We start from the raw sequence: 22,392 nt of genomic DNA, 5'->3' as shown, positions 1-22,392 counted from the left end.
GGCAACGACGATCGCGCTCCGAGCGGGGAAGCTGGGCCGGTGCCCGAGACCGAGCCGCTCAGCCCGACCGCCCCGCGACCGGCGGGCCGCACCGTGTTCACCCAGGGCTGGCGCGACGTCGCGTTCCTCCACTGGGCGGTGGACCCGGTGCGCGTCGCTCCCCTGCTGCCGGCCGGCACCCGCCCCGACGTGCTCGACGGCGCCACCTACGTCGGGCTGATCCCGTTCCGCATGCAGCGGATCGGGCTGCTCGGGGCGCCGGGCATCCCCTACCTCGGCTCGTTCGCCGAGACCAACGTCCGGCTCTACTCGGTCGACGAGCAGGGCCGCCGCGGCGTCGTCTTCCGGTCGCTGGACGCCGGACGCCTCGTTCCGGTGGTCACCGCCCGCTGGGCCGCTCGGCTGCCGTACGCGTGGTCGCGCATGCGGATCGAGCGCGCCGGCGACCGCCTGACCTACAGCTGCCGCCGGCGCTGGCCCGCGCCCGCCGGGGCCCACAGCAGCCTCACGCTGCAGGTGGGCAGCCGGCTGCTCCGGCCGGACCCGCTGGCGCTCTTCCTGACCGCCCGGTGGGGGCTGCACCGGCCCGGACGGGGTGGCCCGGCCTACTGGCCCACCGAGCACCCCGCCTGGCCGCTGCACCGGGCGGAGCTCGTCGCCCTCGACGACACGCTGCTGCCCGCGGCGGGCCTGGGCGACGTCTCGGGCCCGCCCGACAGCGTGCTGTTCTCCCCGGGCGTCGACGTCCGCTTCGGCCCGGTGGTCAGGCCGGCGCGGGCACCAGGTCGGGCAGACCGTTCGCCTCGCGGACCACGTCGACGACCTGGCCCATGATGTCGTTCAGGCCGAAGTCCTTGGGCGTGAAGACCCGGGCGACGCCCTGCTCCCGCAGCCGCCGGGCGTCGCTGTCGGGGATGATCCCGCCGACCACGACCGGGACGTCGTCCAGCCCGGCGTCCCGGAGCCCCTGCAGCACCGCCGGGACCACCTGCAGGTGGGAGCCCGAGAGCACCGACAGGCCCACCACGTGCACGTCCTCCTCCACGGCGGCGCTCACGATCTGCGCCGGCGTGAGCCGGATGCCCTGGTAGATGACCTCGAACCCGGCGTCGCGGGCCCGCACGGCGATCTGCTCGGCGCCGTTGGAGTGGCCGTCCAGGCCGGGCTTGCCGACCAGGAAGCGCAGCCGCCCACCGATCTCCTCACCGGTGGCCCGCACCCGCTCGCGGACGGCGGTCAGGTTCTCGTCGGCCTCGCCACCGCCGGCGGCCGCGGCCACGCCGGTGGGGGCCCGGTACTCGCCGAACACCTCGCGCAGCACGCCGGCCCACTCCCCCGTGGTCACGCCGGCGCGGGCGCAGGCGAGGGTCGCGGGCATGAGGTTGACGTCGGAGGACGCCGCCTCGCGCAGCGCCTCCAGGGCCGCGCGCACCGGTTCGGGGTCACGGTCGGCACGCCACTTCCGCACCGCCTCGCACGCGGCGGCCTCGACGGCCGGGTCCACGACCATGATCGCGGTGTCGAGGTCGGCGGTGAGCGGGTTGGGCTCGGTCGTGTCGAACCGGTTGACGCCCACGACGACGTCCTCACCACTCTCCATCCGCCGCCGGCGCTCGGCCAGCGAGGCGACCAGCTCGCCCTTCATGTAGCCGGACTCGACGGCGGCCACGGCCCCGCCCATCTCCTGCACGCGGGCGATCTCGGCCCGGGCGCCCTCGACGAGCTCGGCCACCTTCTTCTCGACGACGACCGAGCCGGTGAACAGGTCCTCGTACTCGAGCAGGTCGGTCTCGTAGGCGAGCACCTGCTGGAGGCGCAGCGACCACTGCTGGTCCCACGGCCGGGGCAGCCCGAGCGCCTCGTTCCAGGCCGGCAGCTGCACGGCGCGGGCGCGGGCGTCCTTGGACAGGGTCACGGCGAGCATCTCCAGCACGATGCGCTGGACGTTGTTCTCCGGCTGCGCCTCGGTCAGGCCGAGGGAGTTGACCTGCACCCCGTACCGGAAGCGCCGGTGCTTGGGGTCCTGGACGCCGTAGCGCTCCTCCGTCAGCTCGTCCCAGAGCTGGGTGAAGGCCCGCATCTTGCACATCTCCTCGACGAAGCGGACGCCCGCGTTGACGAAGAAGGAGATGCGGGCGACGACCTCGCCGAAGCGCTCCTGCGGCACCTGGCCGGAGTCGCGGACCGAGTCCAGGACCGCGATCGCGGTGCTCATCGCGTAGGCGATCTCCTGCACCGGCGTGGCCCCGGCCTCCTGCAGGTGGTAGCTGCAGATGTTGACCGGGTTCCACTTCGGCATCGTCGTGACTGTGTAGGCGACCATGTCCGTGATCAGCCGCATCGACGGCGCCGGCGGGAAGACGTAGGTCCCCCGCGACAGGTACTCCTTGATGATGTCGTTCTGCGTCGTCCCCGCCAGCTTGGTGACGTCGTGCCCGTGCTCCTCGGCGACCGCCTGGTAGAGCGCGAGCAGCCACATGGCGGTGGCGTTGATCGTCATCGACGTGTTCATCTCGTCGAGCGGGATGCCGTCGAAGAGCGCGCGCATGTCACCGATGTGCGTGACCGGCACGCCGACCTTCCCGACCTCCCCGCGGGCGAGCTCGTCGTCGGGGTCGTAGCCGGTCTGCGTCGGCAGGTCGAAGGCGACCGAGAGGCCGGTCTGCCCCTTCGCCAGGTTGCGGCGGTAGAGGGCGTTGGACTCGGCCGGCGAGGAGTGGCCGGCGTAGGTGCGCATGACCCAGGGGCGGTCGCGCTCGTTCGGCGTCTGCGGGAACGGCATGCCAGCGGAGTGTAGGGCTGTTACCCGCGAGTAGCAGCCCCGCGCCCCGACGTGTGCAGTGGCACACTCGTCCGGCGGAAGCACCTCGTGCCCCCGGGCACTCGCTCCGCCCGGGCCACGCCCCGGCACGAGGGCCGCAGGGAGGTCCGGTGGAGGTGGGGAGCCTGCCCCTCGAGCTGGGTCCGGTGGTCGCGGTCGCCGTGGTCGCGGTGCTGGCTCTGTTCACCCGGTGGGCCTTCGGCGGCGATCCGGCCGGGGGCCGGCGCGCCGGCGCACCCGACGACGGGCTCCTCACCCGCGTGGCCACGCTGACCCACCGCGAATCGGCCCTCGCGCTGCGGGCGCTGCTGTCCGACGCCGGCATCCGCTCCACCGTGCGCTACCCGGCGGCCCACCGCGCCGAGGTGCTGGTGTTCCCGGAGGACGCCGAGCGCGCCCGGTCGCTGGCCGCCTCGTTCGGCGAGGCCTGAGCTCGCCCCTAGTCCGGTCGCTCCGTGCGCCGCACCACGGCGCCGAGGCCGCACAGTTGGTCGACGAAGTCGGGGTAGCCGCGGTCGACGTGGTGCACGTCCTGCACCTCGGTGATGCCGTCGGAGCACAGCCCGGCGAGCACGAGCCCGGCACCGGCGCGGATGTCGGTGGCCAGCACCGGCGCGCTGGAGAACCGCTCGCGGCCGCGGACGACGGCGTGGTGCCCGTCGATCCGGACGTCGGCGCCCAGCCGCACCAGCTCGTTGACGAACATGAAGCGGCCCTCGAACACGTTCTCCGTGATCAGGGCCGTGCCGGTGGAGACGGCGGCCAGCGCCACCGCCATCGGCTGCAGGTCGGTGGGGAAGCCGGGGAAGGGCAGGGTGACGACGTCGACGCAGCGGGGCCGGTCGGCCATCGCGACGCGGATGGCACCGGGCAGCGCCTCGACGGTGGCGCCGGCGTCGGTCAGCTTGTCCAGGGCCACGGTGAGGTGCTCGGCGACGCCGCGCTCGATGACGACGTCGCCGCGGGTCATCACCGCCCCGATCGCCCAGGTGCCGGTCACGATGCGGTCGGGCACGGTCGTGTACTCGACGGGGCTCAGGGAGTCGACGCCCTCGACGGTGATGGTGGAGGTGCCGGCGCCGTCGATGCGCGCGCCCATCTCGCAGAGCATCCGGCAGAGATCCACGATCTCGGGTTCGCGCGCTGCGTTGTCGACGACGGTCGTGCCCTGCGCGAGCACCGCCGCCATCACCAGGTTCTCCGTGGCCCCGACCGACGGGAAGTCCAGCCAGATCGACGTCCCGGTGAGCTGGGGCGCCGTCGCGACGAGGAAGCCGTGCTCGCTGACGATGGTGGCGCCGAGCCGCTCCAGGCCGGAGATGTGCATGTCCAGCCCACGGGAACCGATGGCGTCACCACCTGGCAGCGCCACCCGCGCGCTGCCACAGCGGGCGACGAGCGGGCCCAGGACGCTGATCGAGGCGCGCATGCGGCGCACCAGGTCGTAGTCGGTCTCGGTCGAGGGCTGGTCCGGGACGTCGATCGTCAGGCGGCCACCGCCGCCACTGCCGGGCGTGCGCTCGTAGGAGACCGCGCAGCCCAGCCGGCGCAGCACCTCGCTCATGATGGCCACGTCGAGGATGTCGGGCACCTCGTCGATGGTCGAGCGCCCGGCGGCCAGCAGCGCGGCCGCCATGAGCTTCAACGCGCTGTTCTTGGCACCGGTGACCCGCACCCGGCCCGCGAGCCTCGCTCCCCCGGTCACCTCGAAGCACTCCACCGGCCCACCCTACGGCGGCCCGGCTGCAGGGCCCCACCGCGAGCCCGGCGACGTGCTGGCCCGGCCCTCCTGCAGGGACTCGCTCCGAGCGCCGGTGACGTGCTGGAACGGCCCTCCCGCAGGGACCCGCGCCGAGCGTCAGCGAGGGGTGGGGGGCAGGAGGGTCCTTCTCCTAGGCTGCGGGCATGACTGTCCGGCTCACCCGCATCTACACGAAGACCGGCGATGCCGGTCAGACGCATCTGGGCGACATGAGCCGGGTGGCCAAGACCGATCCCCGGCTGGTCGCCTACGCCGACGTCGACGAGGCCAACAGCGCGATCGGCGTGGCGCTGGCCCTCGGCGCCCCGGGAGCGGAGCTGGCCGAACTCCTGCGCAGCATCCAGAACGACCTGTTCGACGTGGGCGCGGACCTGTGCACGCCGATCGTGGCGGAGCCGCAGTACCCGCCGCTGCGGGTGACGGCCGCCTACACCGAGCGGCTCGAGGCGGCGTGCGACACCTACAACGAGACGCTCCCGAAGCTCGACAGCTTCATCCTGCCCGGCGGTACCCCGCTGGCCGCGCTGCTCCACCAGGTACGGGTGGTGGTGCGCCGGGCCGAGCGCAGCGTCTGGGCGCTCCTGGAGAGCGACGCCGAGCGCACCAACCCCGAGACCGCGCGCTACCTGAACCGCCTGTCGGACCTGGTGTTCATCCTCGGCCGGGTGGCCAACCCCGAGGGCGACATCCTGTGGGAGCCCGGGGCGCACAGTGGCGTCCACGCCCAGCGCCGCGCTGCCTCGCGGGAGGACTGAGCCGCCCGCTCAGCTACCGGGGGGCGCCGACTCCACCCAGGACAGGAAGCCGGTCACCGTGGAGCGGTCCATGGCCAGCTCCCGGCGCCCCTGCGCGGTGCTGCACGACAGCACGTGGACGTCGGCGGGCAGCGCGAGATCCTCGCGTCCCGCCGGTCGCTGGGCGAGCACGCGGAACCCGGCCCGGGTGAGCCGCTGCTGCGGGCGCACGGAGAGCGAGAGGGCCCGGTACCAGAGCAGGGCGTCGCCGCCGTACCAGGCGACACCCACCGACCAGCGCGGCGTCCCCTCGGGGCGCAGCCACATGGTGACCGCGCCGAGCCCCGAGAGCAGGAACCGGCGGCGCAGCAGGAAGACCACGACGACGAGCAGCAGCAGGACGCCGATCAGCACCCACAGGGCGGTGGTCATCCCGCGCGCTCGCCGGTCGGGTCAGTCGCCCTGGCCGGCCGCCCTCAACCGCGACTGCGCGCGGCGCGCGGCCGGGGAGTCCCCGTCGCTCTCGGCGCGCCGCAGCGCCTCGCGAGCGCGCTCCACGTCGATCTCCGAGGAGATCTCCGCCGTCTCGGCCAGGATGGAGACACCCCGCTCGGTGACGGAGAGGAAGCCACCGTGGGCGGCGATCACCATGTCCTCGCCCGACTCGGTGCGGATCGTGACGACGCCGCCGTCCGCCAGCTGGCCGAGCAGCGGCGCGTGGCCGGGCAGGACACCGAGCTCGCCCTCGGTGGTGCGGGCGATGACGCGCGTGGCCTCGCCCGACCAGATCTTGCGCTCGACGGCCACCAACTCGACCTGCAGGGTCGCCACGACACTCCTCGGGGTCCACCTCTCCACCGGGGAAGAGGTGCGCTGCGGTTCGTGCTCCGCCGGCCCGGGCGGGACGGCGGACGATGCGGCCACTGTACCGGCGTGTCGCGCGTGGCCCCCGCCCAGGGCCTGCCCGGACCGCGAGCGGTGGGGGCAGAGGCGTCCTTCCTCAGGCGGCGCGACGGTAGAGCAGCGTCCAGCGGCCGACGCGCACCCACGGGTGCCGGACGCAGCTGGCCGCCGCCCAGCGCTCGGTGTCGAAGTCCGCGATCCGCCGGTCCACCGGCGCGCACGGCGGCCAGGTCCAGTCGGGAGCACTCCGGCTCCCGGACGGCAGTAGCGCCCTGTCCCGTTCCACGTCGCCCCTCGTGCCGGCGCCCGTCTCCCGGGCGCGCCTGCGGGCATGGTCGGCAGGTGCGCGGCCTCCCCGCAGACCCCGGAGCGCAGAACCACCCGATCGGGCGATCCCCACCTCCGGAACGCCGACGGCCGGGCCCCCTCTCGGGAACCCGGCCGTCGGGACGTACTGGATCGGTCCCGCTGCGGGGCCCCACGCCGCGCGGAGCGTGGCGTGGGGGGCAGCGGGATCCCTTTACTTCCGGAGCTTCGCGGCGTTCTTCTCGAGGTCCTCGAGACCACCGCACATGAAGAAGGCCTGCTCCGGGACGTTGTCGTACTCGCCCTCGGTGATCGCCTTGAACGCCTGGAGCGTCTCCGCCAGCGGCACGAACGAGCCCGGCTGACCGGTGAAGGCCTCGGCCACGAACATGTTCTGCGAGAGGAAGCGCTCGACGCGCCGGGCCCGCTGGACGGTGACCTTGTCCTCCTCGGAGAGCTCGTCGATGCCGAGGATGGCGATGATGTCCTGCAGCTCCTGGTAGCGCTGCAGCACCTGCTTCACGGTCTGGGCGATCTCGTAGTGCTCCGAGCCCACGTACTGCGGGTCGAGGATCCGGCTGGTGGAGTCCAGCGGGTCCACGGCCGGGTAGATGCCCTTCTCCGAGATCGGCCGCGAGAGCACGGTCGTCGCGTCGAGGTGGGCGAACGTGGTGTGCGGCGCCGGGTCGGTGATGTCGTCGGCGGGCACGTAGATCGCCTGCATGGAGGTGATCGACCGGCCACGGGTCGAGGTGATCCGCTCCTGCAGCTGACCCATCTCGTCGGCGAGGGTCGGCTGGTACCCCACGGCCGAGGGCATGCGGCCCAGCAGCGTGGAGACCTCGGACCCGGCCTGGGTGAACCGGAAGATGTTGTCGATGAACAGCAGGACGTCCTGGTTCATCTCGTCGCGGAAGTACTCCGCCATCGTCAGCGCGGAGAGCGCGACGCGCAGCCGGGTGCCCGGCGGCTCGTCCATCTGCCCGAACACCAGCGCGGTGGACTCGATGACGCCGGACTCGGTCATCTCCGTGATCAGGTCGTTGCCCTCACGGGTGCGCTCGCCGACGCCGGCGAACACCGACACACCACCGAACTCCTGGGCGACGCGGCGGATCATCTCCTGGATGAGGACGGTCTTGCCCACCCCGGCGCCGCCGAACAGGCCGATCTTCCCGCCGGCCACGTACGGCGTGAGCAGGTCGATGACCTTGATGCCGGTCTCCAGCATCTCGGTGCGGCCCTCGAGCTGGTCGAACCGCGGTGCGCTCCGGTGGATCGACCAGCGCAGGGCGTCCGCGGCGTAGCCGGGCGTGTCGAGGCACTCGCCCAGGGCGTTGAAGACGTGCCCGGTGACCACCTCGCCGACCGGGACCATGATCGGGTTCCCGGTGTCGGTGACCTCGGCGCCCCGGACGAGCCCGTCGGTCGGCGCCATCGAGATGGTGCGGACGACGTTCTCACCCAGGTGCTGGGCGACCTCGAGGGTCAGCGTCTTGCCGAGGTCGGCGAGCGTGACGTCGACCTTCAGGGCGTTGTACAGGTCGGGCATCGCGTCGCGCGGGAACTCGACGTCGACGACCGGCCCGGTGACCCGCACGACCCGGCCGGTGCCGGTGGTCTGCGAGGTGGTCGGACGGTCCTCGGTGACGGTCATCTGTACTGCTCTCCTGCCCTGGGGCTCGGGTGTCTGCTGTTCGGTGGGGTCAGTCGTTGGCGCCGGAGGAGACCAGCGCGTCGGCGCCGCCGACGATCTCGCTGATCTCCTGCGTGATCTCCGCCTGGCGCGCCTGGTTGGCCTGCCGGGACAGGTTCTTCGCCAGCTCCTCGGCGTTGTCCGAGGCCGACTTCATGGCCCGGCGACGCGAGGCGGACTCGGAGGCGGCCGCCTCCAGCATCGCTGCGTAGATGCGCGTGGTGATGTACTTCGGCAGGAGGGCGTCGAGCAGCCCCTCGGCCGAGGGCTCGAACTCGTACGACGTCGGGATGCCGGTGTCGCCGGCCCCGCCGGACGCCCGCTCCTCCCGCTCGTAGTCGAACTCGTCGACCTCCTCGACCTCCAGCGGAGCCATCCGCCGGGCGACCGGGACCTGCGAGAGCAGCGACCGGAACTCGGTGTAGACGATGTGCAGCTCGTCCACGCCCTGGGCGCCGTCGGTGCCGGCCCCGGACTCGTCGTCGTCCTCACCCGCGGTGAAGGCGTCGATGAGGACGCGACCGACCTCCTGGGCGTCGGCGTAGCCCGGCTGCTCCGAGAACCCGGTGAAGGTGCCGGCCGTCGGGCGGTCGCGGAAGGAGTAGTAGGTCTCCCCCTTCCGGCCGACGACGTACAGCACCGGCTCCTTGCCCTCCTGCCGCAGCAGGGCGAGCAGCTCCTCGGTCCGCCGGAGCACGTTGACGTTGTAGGACCCGGCGAACCCGCGGTCGGAGGTGATCACCAGGACCGCCGCCCGGCGCGGGTTCTCCCGCTCGGTCAGCAGCGGGTGGTCCAGCGACGCCGAGGACGCCAGCGCCGACAGCACGCGCGTGATCTCCCGGGCGTAGGGCTTGGACGCCTCCACCCGGGCCTGGGCGCGCACGATGCGGGCACCGGCGATCAGCTCCTGGGCCGAGAAGATCTTCTTCGTCGACTGGGTGGAGCGGATGCGGCGCCGCAGCGCGCGGAGAGAAGCGGCCATGGGTCAGCTGCCCCGCTTGACCTGGACGCGCTCCTGGCCCCGCTCCGAGGCGTCCATGGCCTCGGCCTCGGGCTCGTTGCCCGCGAGCGACTGCCCTTCGGAGGTGGTGAACTGCCCGTAGAAGGTCTCCACCGCCCGCTCGAGGCTGGCGACGGCGTCGTCCTCCAGCTTCTTCGTCTGGCGGATCGACTCGAAGACGGCGTTGTCACCGCGGCCGACGAACTCCAGGAACTCGGACTCGAAGCGGCGCACGTCGGCGACCGGGACGCGGTCGAGCTTGCCGGTCGTACCCAGCCACAGCGACACGACCTCGCGCTCCACAGGGTACGGCGAGTACTGGCCCTGCTTGAGCAGCTCGACCAGACGCTGACCGCGCTCCAGGGTGGCCCGGCTGGAGGCGTCCAGGTCGGAGGAGAACGAGGCGAACGCCTCGAGCTCGCGGTACTGCGCGAGGTCCAGGCGCAGCCGGCCGGCGACCGACTTCATCGCCTTGATCTGCGCGGAGCCGCCGACGCGGGACACCGAGATGCCGACGTTGATGGCGGGGCGGACACCGGAGTTGAACAGACCCGTCTCGAGGAAGATCTGGCCGTCGGTGATCGAGATGACGTTGGTCGGGATGTACGCCGACACGTCGTTGCCCTTGGTCTCCACGATGGGCAGACCCGTCATGGAGCCACCGCCGAGCTCGTCGGAGAGCTTGGCGCAGCGCTCCAGCAGCCGGGAGTGGAGGTAGAAGACGTCACCCGGGTACGCCTCGCGGCCCGGCGGGCGGCGCAGCAGCAGGGAGACGGCGCGGTAGGCCTCGGCCTGGCGGGACAGGTCGTCGAAGACGATCAGGACGTGCTTGCCCTCGTACATCCAGTGCTGTCCGATGGCCGAGCCGGTGTAGGGGGCGATGTACTTCACGCCGGCGGCCTCCGAGGCGGGGGCGGCGACGATCGTCGTGTACTCCAGGGCGCCGGCGTCCTCGAGGGCCGCGCGGATGGAGGCGATCGTCGAGCCCTTCTGGCCGACGGCGACGTAGATGCAGCGGACCTGCTGCTTCGGGTCGCCGGTCGCCCAGGCCTGGCGCTGGTTGATGATGGTGTCGATCGCGATCGCCGTCCGGCCGGTCTGCCGGTCACCGATGATCAGCTGCCGCTGCCCCCGGCCGATCGGCGTCATGGCGTCGATGGCCTTGATGCCGGTCTGCATCGGCTCGTGCACCGACTGCCGCTGCACCACGGTGGGCGCCTGCAGCTCCAGGGCGCGCCGGCCGGTGGTGGCGATCGGGCCGGCACCGTCGATCGGGTTGCCGAGCGAGTCGACCACGCGCCCGAGGTAGCCGTCACCGACGGGGACGGAGAGGACCTCCCCGGTCCGGCGGACCTGCTGCCCCTCCTCGATCCCGGCGAAGTCACCCAGGACGACGACACCGATCTGGCGGGTGTCCAGGTTCAGCGCCAGGCCGCGGACGCCGCTCTCGAACTCGAGCAGCTCGTTGGTCATGACGGAGGGCAGGCCCTCGACCCGGGCGATGCCGTCGCCGGCCTCGGTGACGATCCCGACCTCTTCGCGGGACACGTCAGGCGAGTACTCGGTGACGTAGTTCTGGATGGCACTGCGGATCTCGTCTGCGGAGATCGTCAGCTCGGCCATGGCGTGGAGTCCTCTTCCCTGCGGGGTCGTGATCAGTGGTGGTGGGCGGTCAGCCGGCGAGCTGCCGTCGGGCGGCTTCCAGCCGATGCGCGATGCTGCCGTCGATGACCTCGTCGCCCACCTGGACGAGGAGGCCGCCGAGCACCGTCGGGTCGACGGTCACCTGCAGCCCGATGGTCCGCCCGTACAGGCGGCCGAGCACCTCGGTCAGCCGCTGTTCCTGGGCGGCGGTGAGCGGCACCGCCGTCGTCACCCGGGCGACCGACTGACCACGACGGCGGCTGGCGGCCTCGGAGAGCCGCTCGACGGCCACCGCGGCCTGACCGACGTGCGAGCCGGTCAGGACGTTGCGGAGCAGCAGCTCGGTGACCGGGCTGACCCGGCCGGACAGCAACCGCTCGAGCAGCTCCCCCTTGCCCTGCGGGGAGGCGCTCCGGTCGCTGAGGATGCGCGAGAGCTCGCGGTCGCCCGAGACGATCCGGCCGAAGCGGAAGAGCTCGTCCTCCACGTCGTCCAGCTCGTTCCGGACGTCGGCGGCGTCCAGCGCTGCCTCGGTCGCCAGGTCCTCGGCGGCCTCGACCAGGTCCAGGGGACGCGACCAGCGCTGCCGCACGCTGACCCCGAGCAGGTCGAGCCCGACCGGGGAGAGGCGGTCGGCGAACAGCCGCTGCACCAGGGCGGCCCGCTCCTCCGGCTTGCCCGCGGGGTCGGACAGCGCCCGCCGCAGCGACGGCTGCGCCTGGAGCAGTCGCGCGACCGAGAACAGCTCACCGGCCAGCGTGAGCAGGTCCTCGGCGGAGGTGGCCCGCGCCTGACCGGTGATCCGGTCGCGCGCACGGCCCAGGAGCCCCGAGGGGTCCCGGGTCAGCTCGGCCAGTCGCTCACGGGCCACGAGGAGCGCGGCGCGGCTCGAGGCCTCCATCAGCGCGCGCTCTCGGCGGTCGCGCCGCCCCGCCGACCGGTCCCGACCATGCCGTCGAGCTGGTCGAGGAAGCGGTCGACGGTGCCCTGCCGGCGCGCCTCGTCGGCGAGGGACTCCCCGACGACCCGCCCGGCGAGCTCGACGGCGAGAGCACCGATCTGGCCGCGCAGCTCGTGCACGACCTGCTGGCGGGAAGCAGCGATCTGCTCCTCGCCCCGCGCCACGATCCGCGCCGACTCCTCCTGCGCCTGCGCCCGCAGCTCCTCGAGGATCTGCTGGCCCTCGGCGCGGGCCTGGTCCCGGATCTGCGCGGCCTCGGTGCGCGCCTCGGCGAGCTGCGCCCGGTACTGCTCGAGCGCCGCCTTCGCCTCGGCCTGCATGGCCTCGGCGCGCTCGATGCCGCCCTCGATCGCCTCGCGGCGGGCCTGGAAGGCCTGCTCGAAGCGGGGCGCGACGAACTTGGCGATCACGAACAGCAGGATCAGGAAGGCGATCAGCCCGATGATGATCTCGCCGAGTGGTGGGAGAAGCACGCTCGGCTGTTCGGCGGCCAGGATGCTCATGCTCTGCACGTCCCTGTCTGGAATCGGTGATCCGTACCCGTGCGACGGGTAGGGATCAGCTGCCCGTGCCGTAGACGAGGGGGGCGACGAAGCCGATGAGGGCCAGCGCCTCGGCGAGGGCGAAGCCGAGGAAGGCGTAGGTACGGGTCAGGCCGGCCGACTCGGGCTGGCGGGCGGTGGCCTGGATGTAGGCGGCCCAGACCAGACCGACACCGATGCCGGGGCCGATCGTGGCGATGCCGTAGCCGACCGAGCCGATGCTGCCGACCAGTTCTGCCGTAACGTCCATTGCGGGGTGTTCCTCCTGTGTCGGTCGCCCGGTAGCTACCGGGCGGCTGGCGGGATCGTGCGGGTGGTGCAGTGCGTGGGGCGACCGCGGCGCGGCCACCTGATCAGATCAGTGCGCGGCCTCGACGGAACCGTTGAGGTAGGTGCCCATCAGCATGGTGAAGACGTAGGCCTGCAGGAAGATGATCAGCAGCTCGAAGAACGTCATCACGATCGCCATGAGCGCCGACAGCGGGCCGAAGACGGCCGAGAAGTTGCCCACCGTGAACAGGTAGGTGGCGCCCAGCGCGAAGGTGACCAGCAGCATGTGGCCGGCGAAGAGGTTGGCGAAGAGCCGGATCGCCAGGGTGAACGGCCGCACGACGAAGTTCTGCAGGATCTCCAGCGGCGTCACCAGGATGTAGGCAGGCTTCGGCACACCCGGCAGGAACATGATGTCGCGGAAGTAGGGCCACAGGCCCTGGTTCTTGATGCCGACCCCGATGTAGACGACCCAGCAGATCAGTGCCAGGACCAGCGGGAAGGCGAACCGCGCCATCGGCGAGATCTGGATGCCGGGGATGATCGCCAGCAGGTTGTTGGCCAGGATGAAGAAGAACAGCGAGGCCAGGAAGGGGGCGAACGGCAGCCCCTTGGGGCCGACCACGTCGCGGGCGATGCCGTCGCGCACCAGCGAGTAGCCCGACTCGCCGATGAACTGCAGCCGGCCGGGGACGATCGCCGCCTTGCGCGCCGACAGCACCAGGAAGACCAGCATCGCGGCGGTGGCCAGCCACATCGCCAGGATGATCCGGTCGAAGTCGAACTGGATGCCGAGCAACGAGAAGCCGAAGAGGGTCTCGGGGAAGAACTCGCCGATCCCCGGGGGCGTGAAACCGCCGCCGGGATCGCTCTCCACAGCGAGCACGCCGCTGAGCGCGGAAGCGCTGGAGGTCACCTTCGTCCCTTCTGCGTCCTGCCGGGCGGGCTTCGTCGCCCGCCCTGGGTGCTGCTGGCCTCCTCCGACCCGGGGAGCGGGTCGAAGGCCCCGAACTTCACGGCGACCACGTAGATGGCAACCGCGACTCCGAGAAGGATGCCCACCGGCAGGAAGAACCGCGTCTCCAGCCACCGGTCGAGCACCCACCCGACCCCGCCCCACACGGCCATCCCGGAGAGGATCGTCCCGGTGACCGCCCAGCCAGCGTCCGCCCCGGAGGGCTGACGAGCCGGGCTCGCAGGGCGTGGACGAGCGCCTCCGTCTCCGGAGGTTTTGTCGGCCATCGGCTCGGACACTATCAGCCGTCCCCGCCGCCGCTCGGCGGGTGCTCGACGGTCCCCCGTCCGGGTGGTGCCGGCGGGGGCACGTAGAACACCTGCCGCGTCCACACCCAGCGCAGCTGGATCCCGCTCCAGAGGAGCGCGCCGACCACGACCGACCACGCGAGCGTCCGCTGGTCGAGCCAGCCCTCCTCGGGCAGGGCGCGCAGCACGCCGAAGAGCACCATCGCCTTCACCATGAACGCGAGCAGCGCCACCGGGAGCGTGAGCGTGTCACCGATCCGGCCGGCCCAGGCCACCGCCAGGCCGGAGACGGCGAAGAACGCCGTGACGATGACCGCGCCGACCAGCACCGCCACCGCGTCGCTGCCCTCCCCCAGCAGCCACGCCAGCGCTGCCGCGACGACCGCGACGGCGGCGGTGACGAGGGCCCCGACGCGGAGGAAGGAGACGTCCCAGGTGCCGCCGGTGGCCGGCGGGGTGGTGCGTGAGGTGCTCATCCGACGGTCTCCCGGGGATCAGGGGAACTGGTCCCAGCGGCGGGTGGTGCAACCCCGGCGGCCCGGCGGTGCGGCGCCGCCCGGGGGACGGCGGCACGTGCGGTCGGGTGGTCGGCCCGGCTGCGCCGGCGCTGCGCCTCCATCTCGGCGGCGCGGGCCTCCCGGGCCGCCCGGCGCGCCCGCGGGCTGAGCACGACGACCACGCCGACGACGAGCAGGACGGCGATCGCCACGAGCAGCTCGACCTGCCCACCGGTGATGGAGAGCCCGACCGCGCCGAAGGAGAGCAGGGCCGCCCAGAAGTACATGACGAGCACCGCGCGCTTGTGCGAGTGCCCGATCGACAGCAGCCGGTGGTGCAGGTGCATCTTGTCCGGAGAGAACGGTGAGCGTCCCGCGCGGGTGCGCCGGACGACGGCCAGCACCAGGTCGGTGAAGGGGATGAAGAGGATGGCGATCGGCACGAGCAGCGGCAGCGTCAGGGGCAGCAGGCTGGCGGCGGAGCCGAAGGTCTGCGCGTCCACCCGCCCGGTGGCGGTGACCACCGCGGCCGACAGCATGAGCCCGACGAGCATCGAGCCCGAGTCGCCCATGAAGATCCGCGCCGGGCTGAAGTTGTGCGGAAGGAAGCCCAGGCAGGTCCCGGCCAGCACCGCGGTGATCAGTGCCGGGGCGCTCGCGACGTCGCCGTAGCCGGTCAGCCCCAGGTTGTAGCTGTAGGCGAAGAACGCGAGCGCGGCGATCGCCGAGACCCCCGCGGCGAGGCCGTCGAGCCCGTCGATGAAGTTCAGCGCGTTCACCGCGAACACGGTCAGCAGGATGGTCAGCGGCACACCGACGTCCGGGCCGAGCGAGACGGTGCCGATGTCGGCGAACGGCAGGAAGAGGAACGCCAGCTGCACGCCGATGAGGACCATCACGCCCGCGGCGGCGATCTGACCGGTGAGTTTCGTCAGCGCGTCCAGGCCCCACTTGTCGTCGAGCACCCCGAGCGCGCAGATGAGCCCGCCCGCGACGAGCACCGCGTAGACCTGGGTGTCGTCGAAGGTCCGCTGCAGCGCCGGCAGCCGCGAGGCGACCAGGACGGCGGCCACCACGCCCAGGTACATGGCGACGCCGCCGCCCCGCGGGGTCGGGATGACGTGCACGTCGCGCTCACGCGGGGCCGCCATCATCCGCAGCCGGATCGCCATCATCCGCACCACGGGCGTGGCCAGGAAGGTGACCAGCGCCGCGGTGAGCAGGACGACGACGTACTCGCGCACGGGTCAGACGGTCCGCGTCGGCTCGGGGGAGGCAGTCGGCCGGGTCGGGTGAGGGTAGGCGGGGTGGGCACCGACCAGCTCGCGGACACCCGCGGCCACCTCGGCGGTGCGGCTGCCGTCGGCGTCCCGGATCGCGGCACCGATCAGCGAGGCGATCGACTTCATGTCGGCCTCGGTCATGCCCTGGGTGGTGACCGCGGGGCTGCCGACCCGGATGCCCGAGGCGACCGAGGCCGGCTGCGGGTCGAACGGGATCGCGTTCTTGTTCAGCACGATGCCGGCGGCGCCGCACCGGGCCTCGGCGTCGGCACCGGTCACCCCGGTCTCCTGCAGGTCCAGCAGCGCCAGGTGGGTGTCGGTGCCGCCGGCCACCGGCCGCAGCCCCTCGGCGGCCAGGCCCTCGGTGAGCGCCTGCGCGTTCGCGATCACCTGGCGGGCGTAGGCCTGGTACTCCGGCTGGAGGCACTCCTTGAAGTTCACCGCCTTGGCGGCGACGGCGTGCATGAGCGGGCCCCCCTGCATCATCGGGAAGGCCGCCTTGTCGATGGCCTTGGCGTGCTCCGCCTTGCACACGATCGCGCCGCCGCGCGGCCCGCGCAGCACCTTGTGGGTGGTGAAGGTGACCACGTCGGCGTAGGGCACCGGGCTCGGGATCGCCTTGCCGGCGACCAGGCCGATGAAGTGCGCGGCGTCGACCATCAGGATCGCCCCGACCTCGTCGGCGATCTCCCGGAAGAGCGGGAAGTCGATCAGCCGCGGGATGGCCGAGCCGCCGCAGATGATCATCTTGGGCCGGTGCTCCCGGGCGAGGTCGCGCACCTGGTCGTAGTCGATGTGCTCGGTGCGCGGGTCCACGCCGTACTGCACCGCGTTGAACCACTTGCCGGAGAAGGAGACCTTCGCGCCGTGGGTCAGGTGCCCGCCGTGGGGGAGCGCCATGGCGAGGAGGGTGTCACCCGGCTGGAGGAAGGCGCCGTACGCGGCCAGGTTGGCGTTGGCGCCGGAGTGCGGCTGGAGGTTGGCGTGCTCGGCGCCGAAGAGCTCCTTGGCCCGGGCGATGCCGATCTCCTCGGCGCGGTCGACGACCTCGCACCCGCCGTAGTAGCGGCGCCCCGGGTAACCCTCGGCGTACTTGTTCGACAGCGTGCTGCCGAGCGCCGCGAGGACGGCCGGGCTGGTGAAGTTCTCGCTGGCGATCAGCTGCAGCCCACCGCGCAGCCGGTCCAGCTCGTCGGTGACCACGTCGGCGATGTCGGGATCGACGGCGGCCAGGGCCCCGAAGTCCGGTCCCCAGTAGGGCGTGCTCATTTCGGTCGCGCTCCAGAACGTCCGTGCGGGCGCCCGCGGTACCCGGCTCCGGGCGCGCGGCGGTCAGTGCTCCACGGTATCCCTCCGACGCGTGCGGACAGGTGACCCGAGAAGCGGCCCCGTCCCCCGGAGCCCGCCCTGAGCGTGCGCAGGGTGGGGAGGACGGGGGTCCTCCTAGTCGGTGAGCTCGGGCGCGATCTCGCGCAGCCGCTCGACCGGGACGGCGCCGACGCGCAGCACCCGAGGTGCGGGGCCGGTGCAGTCGACGATCGTGCTCGCCGCCGAGCTGTCCCGCGGGCCGCCGTCGAGCACGACCGCGGCGTGCTCGCCGAGCTGCTGCACGGCCTCCTCCGCGCTGGTCGCCGCGGGGCGACCGGAGCGGTTGGCGCTGGAGACGGCGAGCGGCCCGGTGCGGCGGAGCAGGTCGCGGGTGAGCTCGTCGTCGGGCAGCCGGACGGCCACCGTGCCCTCGGCGTCACCGAGGTCCCACGCCAGCGACGGGGCGTGCTCGAGCACGAGGGTGAGCCCACCGGGCCAGAACTCCTGCGCCAGGCGCGTGGCGACCGCGGGGGTCTGCAGCACCAGCCCGGCCAGGGTGGAGGCCTCGCCGACGAGCACCGGGACCGGCATGGCCCGCCCCCGGTTCTTGGCGGCCAGCAGCCGGGTCACCGCTGCGGGCGCGAAGGCGTCGGCGGCGACGCCGTAGACGGTGTCGGTCGGGAGCAGCACCAGCTCACCCCGGCTGATGGCCGCCGCGGCGGCGTCCAGGCCGGCGGCGCGGGCTTCGGGGTCGGAGCAGTCGTAGAGGTCGGCCACGGACATGCAGTCTTCCGCAGGGCTCAGCCGGAGCGGCGAGCGGTGGTGTGGCGGGGGCGGCCGGCGAGGTCGGGGTGGTCGTGGACGTCGGTGAACCCGCCGTGGGCGCGGACGACGGCGGGCAGTGCCTTCCCCTGCTGATCGGCGTGCTCGATGCCCAGCCAGCCGCCGGGCCGCAGCAGCCGGGCCGCGGTGACCAGCAGCCCGCGCACGACGTCCAGCCCGTCGGGGCCGCCCCAGAGGGCCAGCGGGGGGTCGTGGTCGGCGACCTCCCGGGGCACCCGCGCGCCGTCGGGCACGTACGGCGGGTTGCTGACCACGAGGTCGACGGCGCCGTCCAGCTCCCGCAGCAGCTCCGGATCGGTCATGTCCCCGGCGACGACGTCGACCGGGGTGTCCCCCGCCGCGGCGCGGGCAGCGGCGTTGTGCCGGGTCCAGCCGATCGCCCCGGGATCGCGTTCCACCGCCGTCACCCGCGCGCCGGGGTGCTCGTGGGCGAGGGAGAGGGCGATCGCCCCCGAGCCGGAGCCGAGGTCGACGACGACGGGCGCCGCGACGCCGGCCAGCCGCGTGAGGGCCCAGCCCACCAGCTGCTCGGTCTCCGGCCGCGGCACGAACACCCCGGGCCCGACCGCGAGCTCCAGGTACCGGAAGGGCGCCCGGCCGGTCAGGTGCTGCAGCGGCACCCGGTCGGCGCGCTGGCCGAGCAGCTCCTCGAACCGTTCGGCGGCCGCGTCGTCGACGGCGTCCAGGGTCAGCAGCCGGGTGCGTGCCACCCCGAGGACGTGGGCGAGCAGCAGCTCGGCGTCCACCCGCGGCGACTCGACGCCGGCCTCGGCGAGGCGGCGGGACGCCGCCGTGAGCAGCGCGCGGGCGCTCAGGAGCCGGCCGCCAGCAGCTCGGCGGTGTGGGCGCTGACCAGCGCGTCGATGACGCCGTCGAGGTCGCCGTCGAGCACCTGGTCGAGGTTGTGCGACTTGTAGCCGACCCGGTGGTCGGAGATGCGGTTCTCCGGGAAGTTGTAGGTGCGCACCCGCTCGCTGCGGTCGACGGTGCGCACCTGGCTGCGCCGCTGGTCGCTCGCGGTCGCCGCGGCCTCCTCGCGGGCGGCCGCCAGCAGCCGGGCGCGCAGCACGCGCAGCGCGGACTCCCGGTTCTGCAGCTGGCTCTTCTCGTTCTGCGAGCTGACCACGATGCCGCTGGGCAGGTGGGTGATGCGGACCGCGGAGTCGGTGGTGTTGACGCTCTGCCCGCCCGGGCCCGAGGAGCGGAAGACGTCGATGCGCAGGTCGTTCGGGTCGACGCTGACGTCGACCTCCTCCGCCTCGGGCAGCACGAGCACCCCGGCCGCGGAGGTGTGGATGCGCCCCTGGCTCTCGGTCACGGGCACCCGCTGGACCCGGTGCACGCCGCCCTCGAACTTCAGCCGCGACCAGATGCCCTCGTCGGTGCGGGACTTGACCGCGATCGCGACGTCCTTGTACCCCCCGAGCTCGGCCTCGACGGCGTCGAGCACCTCGGTGGACCACCCGCGCCGCTCGGCGTAGCGCAGGTACATGCGCATCAGGTCGCCGGCGAACAGCGCCGACTCCGCGCCGCCCTCCCCCGCCTTGATCTCGAGGATGACGTCCTTGTCGTCGTCGGGGTCCTTGGGCAGCAGCTGCTCGCGCAGCCGGTCGGTCAACGCGGCGATCCGCCGCTCGAGCGCGGTCGCCTCCGCGGCGAAGGATGCGTCCTCCGTGGCGAGTTCCCGGGCCGCGCCGAGGTCGTCGCGCGCCTCGTCGAGCGCGCGAGCGGTCTCCACGAGCGGAGCCAGCTGGGCGTAGCGACGACCCATCCGGCGGGCGCGGGACTGGTCGGCGTGCACCGCCGGGTCGGCCAGCTCCTGCTCGAGGCGCGCGTGCTCGGCGAGCAGCCCGGCCAGCCGGTCGGGCGCCGACGTCTCGGTACTGCTCATCGCTGCTGCCTCTCGGGACGGGGGTGCTCCACCACCGTGGAGCAGCCGGACGGAGCTGGACATGACGACGGCGCCCGTCCCACCGCGAGGGTGGGACGGGCGCCGTCGGGGGTGCTACTGGGCGTCGGTCGAGGCGCCGGCGGCGCGCTTGCCGAACCGCTTCTCGAAGCGGGCGACGCGACCGCCGGTGTCGAGGATGCGCTGCTTGCCGGTGTAGAAGGGGTGGCAGGCGGAACAGGTCTCGACGGTCAGCTGACCGGTCGGGCTCGTGCTGCGGGTGGTGAACGTGTTGCCGCAGCCGCAGGTCACGGTGGTGACGTTGTAGGCCGGGTGGATGTCGGGCTTCATGGCTGCGCCTCTTCTGCGGAGTCTGTGTCGTTCAGTGCTGTGAACGCCGGGGACCGGACGGCTATTTCCGGCCGCGCCGACGGGGCTCAGCTGCTCAGTATCCCTGATGCTCGAGCCCCGCCGGCGGGCGGGAGGGTCACTCCCCGCCGGGGCCCAGCGTCGTCTTCTGGATCTGCATGAGGAACTCGACGTTGTTGCGCGTCTTCTTCAGCTTGTCGAGCAGCAGCTCCAGGGCCTGCTGCGGCTCAAGCGCGGCGAGCACCCGGCGCAGCTTGATGACGATGGCCAGCTCGTCGGGCGACATGAGGATCTCCTCCTTGCGGGTGCCCGACGCGTTGACGTCGACCGCCGGGAAGACCCGCTTGTCCGCCAGCCGGCGGTCCAGCTTGATCTCGGCGTTCCCGGTGCCCTTGAACTCCTCGAAGATGACCGTGTCCATCGTGGAGCCGGTCTCGACCAGCGCCGAGGCGATGATCGTCAGCGAGCCACCGTTCTCGATGTTGCGGGCCGCGCCGAGGAAGCGCTTGGGCGGGTAGAGCGCCGTGGAGTCGACACCGCCGGAGAGGATGCGCCCGCTGGCGGGGGCCGCCAGGTTGTAGGCGCGGCCCAGGCGGGTGATCGAGTCCAGCAGGACGACGACGTCGTGGCCCATCTCGACCAGGCGCTTGGCCCGCTCGATGGAGAGCTCCGCCACGGTGGTGTGGTCCGCCGGCGGCCGGTCGAAGGTCGAGGCGATGACCTCGCCCTTCACCGAGCGCTGCATGTCGGTGACCTCTTCCGGACGCTCGTCGACCAGGACGACCATCAGGTGGCACTCGGGGTTGTTCGTCGTGATCGCGTTGGCGATCGACTGGAGCACCATCGTCTTGCCGGCCTTGGGCGGGCTGACGATCAGCGCGCGCTGCCCCTTGCCGATCGGCATGACCAGGTCGATGACCCGGGTGGTCAGCAGGTGCGGCTCGGTCTCCAGCCGCAGGCGGTCCTGCGGGTAGAGCGGGGTGAGCTTGGTGAACTCCGGCCGGTTGCGGGCCTGCTCCGGGTCCAGCCCGTTGACCGTGTCGAGGCGGACCAGCGCGTTGTACTTGTCCTTGCGCTCGCCCTCGCGCGGCTGGCGGACCGCGCCGGTGATGGCGTCACCGCGGCGCAGCCCGTAGCGGCGCACCTGCGACAGCGAGACGTACACGTCGTTCGGCCCGGTCAGGTAGCCCGACGTCCGGACGAACGCGTAGTTGTCCAGGACGTCGAGGATGCCGGCGACGGGCAGCAGGACGTCGTCCTCGCTGACGGTCGGCTCGCCCGCCTCGAAGCGGTCCCGGTTGCCGCCGCCGCGCTTGTTGCGGTCGCGGTACCGGCGACCGCGGCGACCGCGGCCACCCTCGAAGTCCTCGTCGTCGTCCTCGGCGGGGCGCTCGTTGCGGCCGCCGTCGGTGCGGTTGTCGGTGCGGTTGTCCGGCCGACCGCCCCGGTCGTTGCGGTCCCGGTCGGGGCCCCGGTTGCCGTCGCGGGCGCCGCCGTCCCGGTTGCCCCGCTCCGCGCGGTCGCCGCCGTCGCGGGTGGCGCCGCGCTCGGCGCGGTCGTTGTTCTCCCGGCCGCCGTCGCGGTTGCCGGCGCGCTCGCCCCCGTCGCGGGGGGTGCCCCGCTCGGCGCGGTCGTTGTTCTCCCGGCCGCCGTCACGGCTGCCGTCCCGCTCGCCGCGGTTGCGGCCGCGGGTGCGCTGCGGACGGTCGCCGTCGCGCTGCTCGTCCTCGCGCGGGCCGGCCGGTGCCGACTCAGCTGCGGGGACCGCCGGGGCCTCGGTGGGAGCCTCCGCCGGGGCGGACACCGCCGGCGCGGAGCCCTCGGTGGGGGCGCCGGGCGATCCCACCGCTGGGGCGGAGCCCTCGGCGGGGGCGCCGGGCGATCCGGCGGGGCGGCTGGCCGCACGCCGCGTGCGGACCGGCGCCTCCGTGGTCAGGGGGCCGCCGTTGGCGCCGCCGCTGACCGGGGCCTCGAGGGGGGCCGCCGACGCGGCGACGCCGGCCGGGGCGTCGGTGCCGCCGGTGGAGCCGCTCTCCGTCTGCGGCGCAGGCGCGCCGCCCTCGGAGCCGGCGCCCACCTGGCGGGCGGAGATGGCGGCGACCAGGTCGCTCTTGCGCATCCGGCCGGTGCCGGGGATGCCCAGCTCGCCGGCCAGGCGCTGCAGCTCGGGCAGGAGCATGCCCGACAGCCCGTTGCCGCGGCGGCGGGGACGGCCCGCCGTCCCAGAAGCGGCAGTGCCCTCGGCGGAGGCGGCGGCATCGGGCGCGCCGGTCGTGCCGAGGTCGGTGGTTTCGCTCACGTA

Annotated in this window: 23 protein-coding genes; 3 read left to right on the top strand and 20 right to left on the bottom strand. The window is 73.1% G+C overall.

The genetic code is table 11. The features are described 5' to 3' along the window. The first annotated feature begins 39 nt into the window (after positions 1–39). Positions 40–834: a YqjF family protein gene (locus tag ACI79K_RS09305; RefSeq protein ID WP_456599561.1), complete on the top strand. Its 795-nt coding sequence runs from the start codon at positions 40–42 to the stop codon at positions 832–834. Here ACI79K_RS09305 and ACI79K_RS09300 read toward each other — a convergent pair. Continuing rightward, on the bottom strand, positions 764–2,782 hold the full coding sequence (locus tag ACI79K_RS09300) for a protein meaA (protein ID WP_456589205.1): 2,019 nt from the start codon (positions 2,780–2,782) through the stop codon (positions 764–766). The genes ACI79K_RS09305 and ACI79K_RS09300 overlap by 71 nt on opposite strands. A gap of 149 nt (positions 2,783–2,931) precedes the next feature. Between ACI79K_RS09300 and ACI79K_RS09295 the strand changes: the two genes are divergently transcribed. After that, positions 2,932–3,252: a hypothetical protein gene (locus tag ACI79K_RS09295; RefSeq protein WP_456599560.1), complete on the top strand. Its 321-nt coding sequence runs from the start codon at positions 2,932–2,934 to the stop codon at positions 3,250–3,252. Between the two features lie 8 nt (positions 3,253–3,260). Here the strand turns inward: ACI79K_RS09295 and murA are convergent, their stop codons facing one another. After that, complete coding sequence (gene murA, locus ACI79K_RS09290; protein WP_456589207.1) at positions 3,261–4,541, bottom strand: UDP-N-acetylglucosamine 1-carboxyvinyltransferase; 1,281 nt, start codon at positions 4,539–4,541, stop codon at positions 3,261–3,263. Positions 4,542–4,726: 185 nt separating this feature from the next. On the opposite strand from murA, the gene ACI79K_RS09285 reads away from it, so the two are divergent. Beyond that, positions 4,727–5,338, top strand: a complete 612-nt coding sequence (locus ACI79K_RS09285) for a cob(I)yrinic acid a,c-diamide adenosyltransferase (protein ID WP_456589208.1) — start codon at positions 4,727–4,729, stop codon at positions 5,336–5,338. Between the two features lie 9 nt (positions 5,339–5,347). Here ACI79K_RS09285 and ACI79K_RS09280 read toward each other — a convergent pair whose 3' ends face one another. The 18 genes from ACI79K_RS09280 to rho form a co-directional block, all read right to left on the bottom strand. Continuing rightward, positions 5,348–5,749, bottom strand: coding sequence for a DUF2550 domain-containing protein (locus ACI79K_RS09280; RefSeq protein ID WP_456589209.1), 402 nt, complete (start codon positions 5,747–5,749; stop codon positions 5,348–5,350). Positions 5,750–5,770: 21 nt separating this feature from the next. Continuing rightward, on the bottom strand, positions 5,771–6,148 hold the full coding sequence (locus tag ACI79K_RS09275) for a F0F1 ATP synthase subunit epsilon (RefSeq protein ID WP_456589210.1): 378 nt from the start codon (positions 6,146–6,148) through the stop codon (positions 5,771–5,773). Positions 6,149–6,740: 592 nt separating this feature from the next. Continuing rightward, positions 6,741–8,183: a F0F1 ATP synthase subunit beta gene (gene atpD, locus ACI79K_RS09270; protein ID WP_456589211.1), complete on the bottom strand. Its 1,443-nt coding sequence runs from the start codon at positions 8,181–8,183 to the stop codon at positions 6,741–6,743. A 49-nt stretch (positions 8,184–8,232) separates the two neighbouring features. Then, positions 8,233–9,204: a F0F1 ATP synthase subunit gamma gene (locus ACI79K_RS09265; RefSeq protein ID WP_456599559.1), complete on the bottom strand. Its 972-nt coding sequence runs from the start codon at positions 9,202–9,204 to the stop codon at positions 8,233–8,235. Between the two features lie 3 nt (positions 9,205–9,207). After that, a complete protein-coding gene (atpA, locus tag ACI79K_RS09260) occupies positions 9,208–10,845 on the bottom strand; it encodes a F0F1 ATP synthase subunit alpha (RefSeq protein ID WP_456589213.1) in 1,638 nt (545 codons plus the stop codon). A 49-nt stretch (positions 10,846–10,894) separates the two neighbouring features. Next, positions 10,895–11,767, bottom strand: a complete 873-nt coding sequence (locus tag ACI79K_RS09255) for a F0F1 ATP synthase subunit delta (protein ID WP_456599558.1) — start codon at positions 11,765–11,767, stop codon at positions 10,895–10,897. Beyond that, the gene (locus tag ACI79K_RS09250; RefSeq protein ID WP_456589215.1) at positions 11,767–12,330 is read right to left on the bottom strand and encodes a F0F1 ATP synthase subunit B; all 564 of its coding nucleotides are present in this window, start codon (positions 12,328–12,330) and stop codon (positions 11,767–11,769) included. Before ACI79K_RS09250 ends, ACI79K_RS09255 begins: the two co-directional genes overlap by 1 nt. A gap of 55 nt (positions 12,331–12,385) precedes the next feature. Further along, positions 12,386–12,619 carry an ATP synthase F0 subunit C gene (atpE, locus tag ACI79K_RS09245; protein WP_346619795.1) on the bottom strand — a complete coding sequence of 78 codons (234 nt, stop codon included), beginning with the start codon at positions 12,617–12,619 and terminating at the stop codon, positions 12,386–12,388. A 108-nt stretch (positions 12,620–12,727) separates the two neighbouring features. Further along, the gene (atpB, locus tag ACI79K_RS09240; RefSeq protein ID WP_456589216.1) at positions 12,728–13,555 is read right to left on the bottom strand and encodes a F0F1 ATP synthase subunit A; all 828 of its coding nucleotides are present in this window, start codon (positions 13,553–13,555) and stop codon (positions 12,728–12,730) included. Beyond that, on the bottom strand, positions 13,552–13,767 hold the full coding sequence (locus ACI79K_RS09235) for an AtpZ/AtpI family protein (protein ID WP_456589217.1): 216 nt from the start codon (positions 13,765–13,767) through the stop codon (positions 13,552–13,554). Before ACI79K_RS09235 ends, atpB begins: the two co-directional genes overlap by 4 nt. Positions 13,768–13,895: 128 nt before the next feature. Continuing rightward, entirely contained in the window at positions 13,896–14,378 is a 483-nt protein-coding gene (locus ACI79K_RS09230; protein WP_456589218.1) for a hypothetical protein, read from the bottom strand. Further along, positions 14,375–15,643 carry a glycosyltransferase family 4 protein gene (locus ACI79K_RS09225; RefSeq protein WP_456589219.1) on the bottom strand — a complete coding sequence of 423 codons (1,269 nt, stop codon included), beginning with the start codon at positions 15,641–15,643 and terminating at the stop codon, positions 14,375–14,377. Before ACI79K_RS09225 ends, ACI79K_RS09230 begins: the two co-directional genes overlap by 4 nt. A gap of 3 nt (positions 15,644–15,646) precedes the next feature. After that, positions 15,647–16,951, bottom strand: coding sequence for a serine hydroxymethyltransferase (locus ACI79K_RS09220; protein WP_456589220.1), 1,305 nt, complete (start codon positions 16,949–16,951; stop codon positions 15,647–15,649). A gap of 174 nt (positions 16,952–17,125) precedes the next feature. Then, positions 17,126–17,773: an L-threonylcarbamoyladenylate synthase gene (locus ACI79K_RS09215; RefSeq protein ID WP_456599557.1), complete on the bottom strand. Its 648-nt coding sequence runs from the start codon at positions 17,771–17,773 to the stop codon at positions 17,126–17,128. Positions 17,774–17,790: 17 nt separating this feature from the next. After that, complete coding sequence (prmC, locus tag ACI79K_RS09210) at positions 17,791–18,633, bottom strand: peptide chain release factor N(5)-glutamine methyltransferase (protein ID WP_456599566.1); 843 nt, start codon at positions 18,631–18,633, stop codon at positions 17,791–17,793. 11 nt (positions 18,634–18,644) lie between these two features. Continuing rightward, positions 18,645–19,724, bottom strand: a complete 1,080-nt coding sequence (gene prfA, locus ACI79K_RS09205) for a peptide chain release factor 1 (protein WP_456589222.1) — start codon at positions 19,722–19,724, stop codon at positions 18,645–18,647. 114 nt (positions 19,725–19,838) lie between these two features. Further along, positions 19,839–20,072: a 50S ribosomal protein L31 gene (rpmE, locus tag ACI79K_RS09200; RefSeq protein ID WP_456589223.1), complete on the bottom strand. Its 234-nt coding sequence runs from the start codon at positions 20,070–20,072 to the stop codon at positions 19,839–19,841. Between the two features lie 136 nt (positions 20,073–20,208). Next, entirely contained in the window at positions 20,209–22,389 is a 2,181-nt protein-coding gene (gene rho, locus ACI79K_RS09195) for a transcription termination factor Rho (protein WP_456589224.1), read from the bottom strand. Positions 22,390–22,392: the final 3 nt, after the last annotated feature.

It is taken from the genome of Blastococcus sp. SYSU DS0616, from assembly GCF_054051015.1.
The sequence above is the reverse complement of the archived record's forward strand: the minus strand, read 5'-3'. Positions and strand labels throughout refer to the sequence as shown.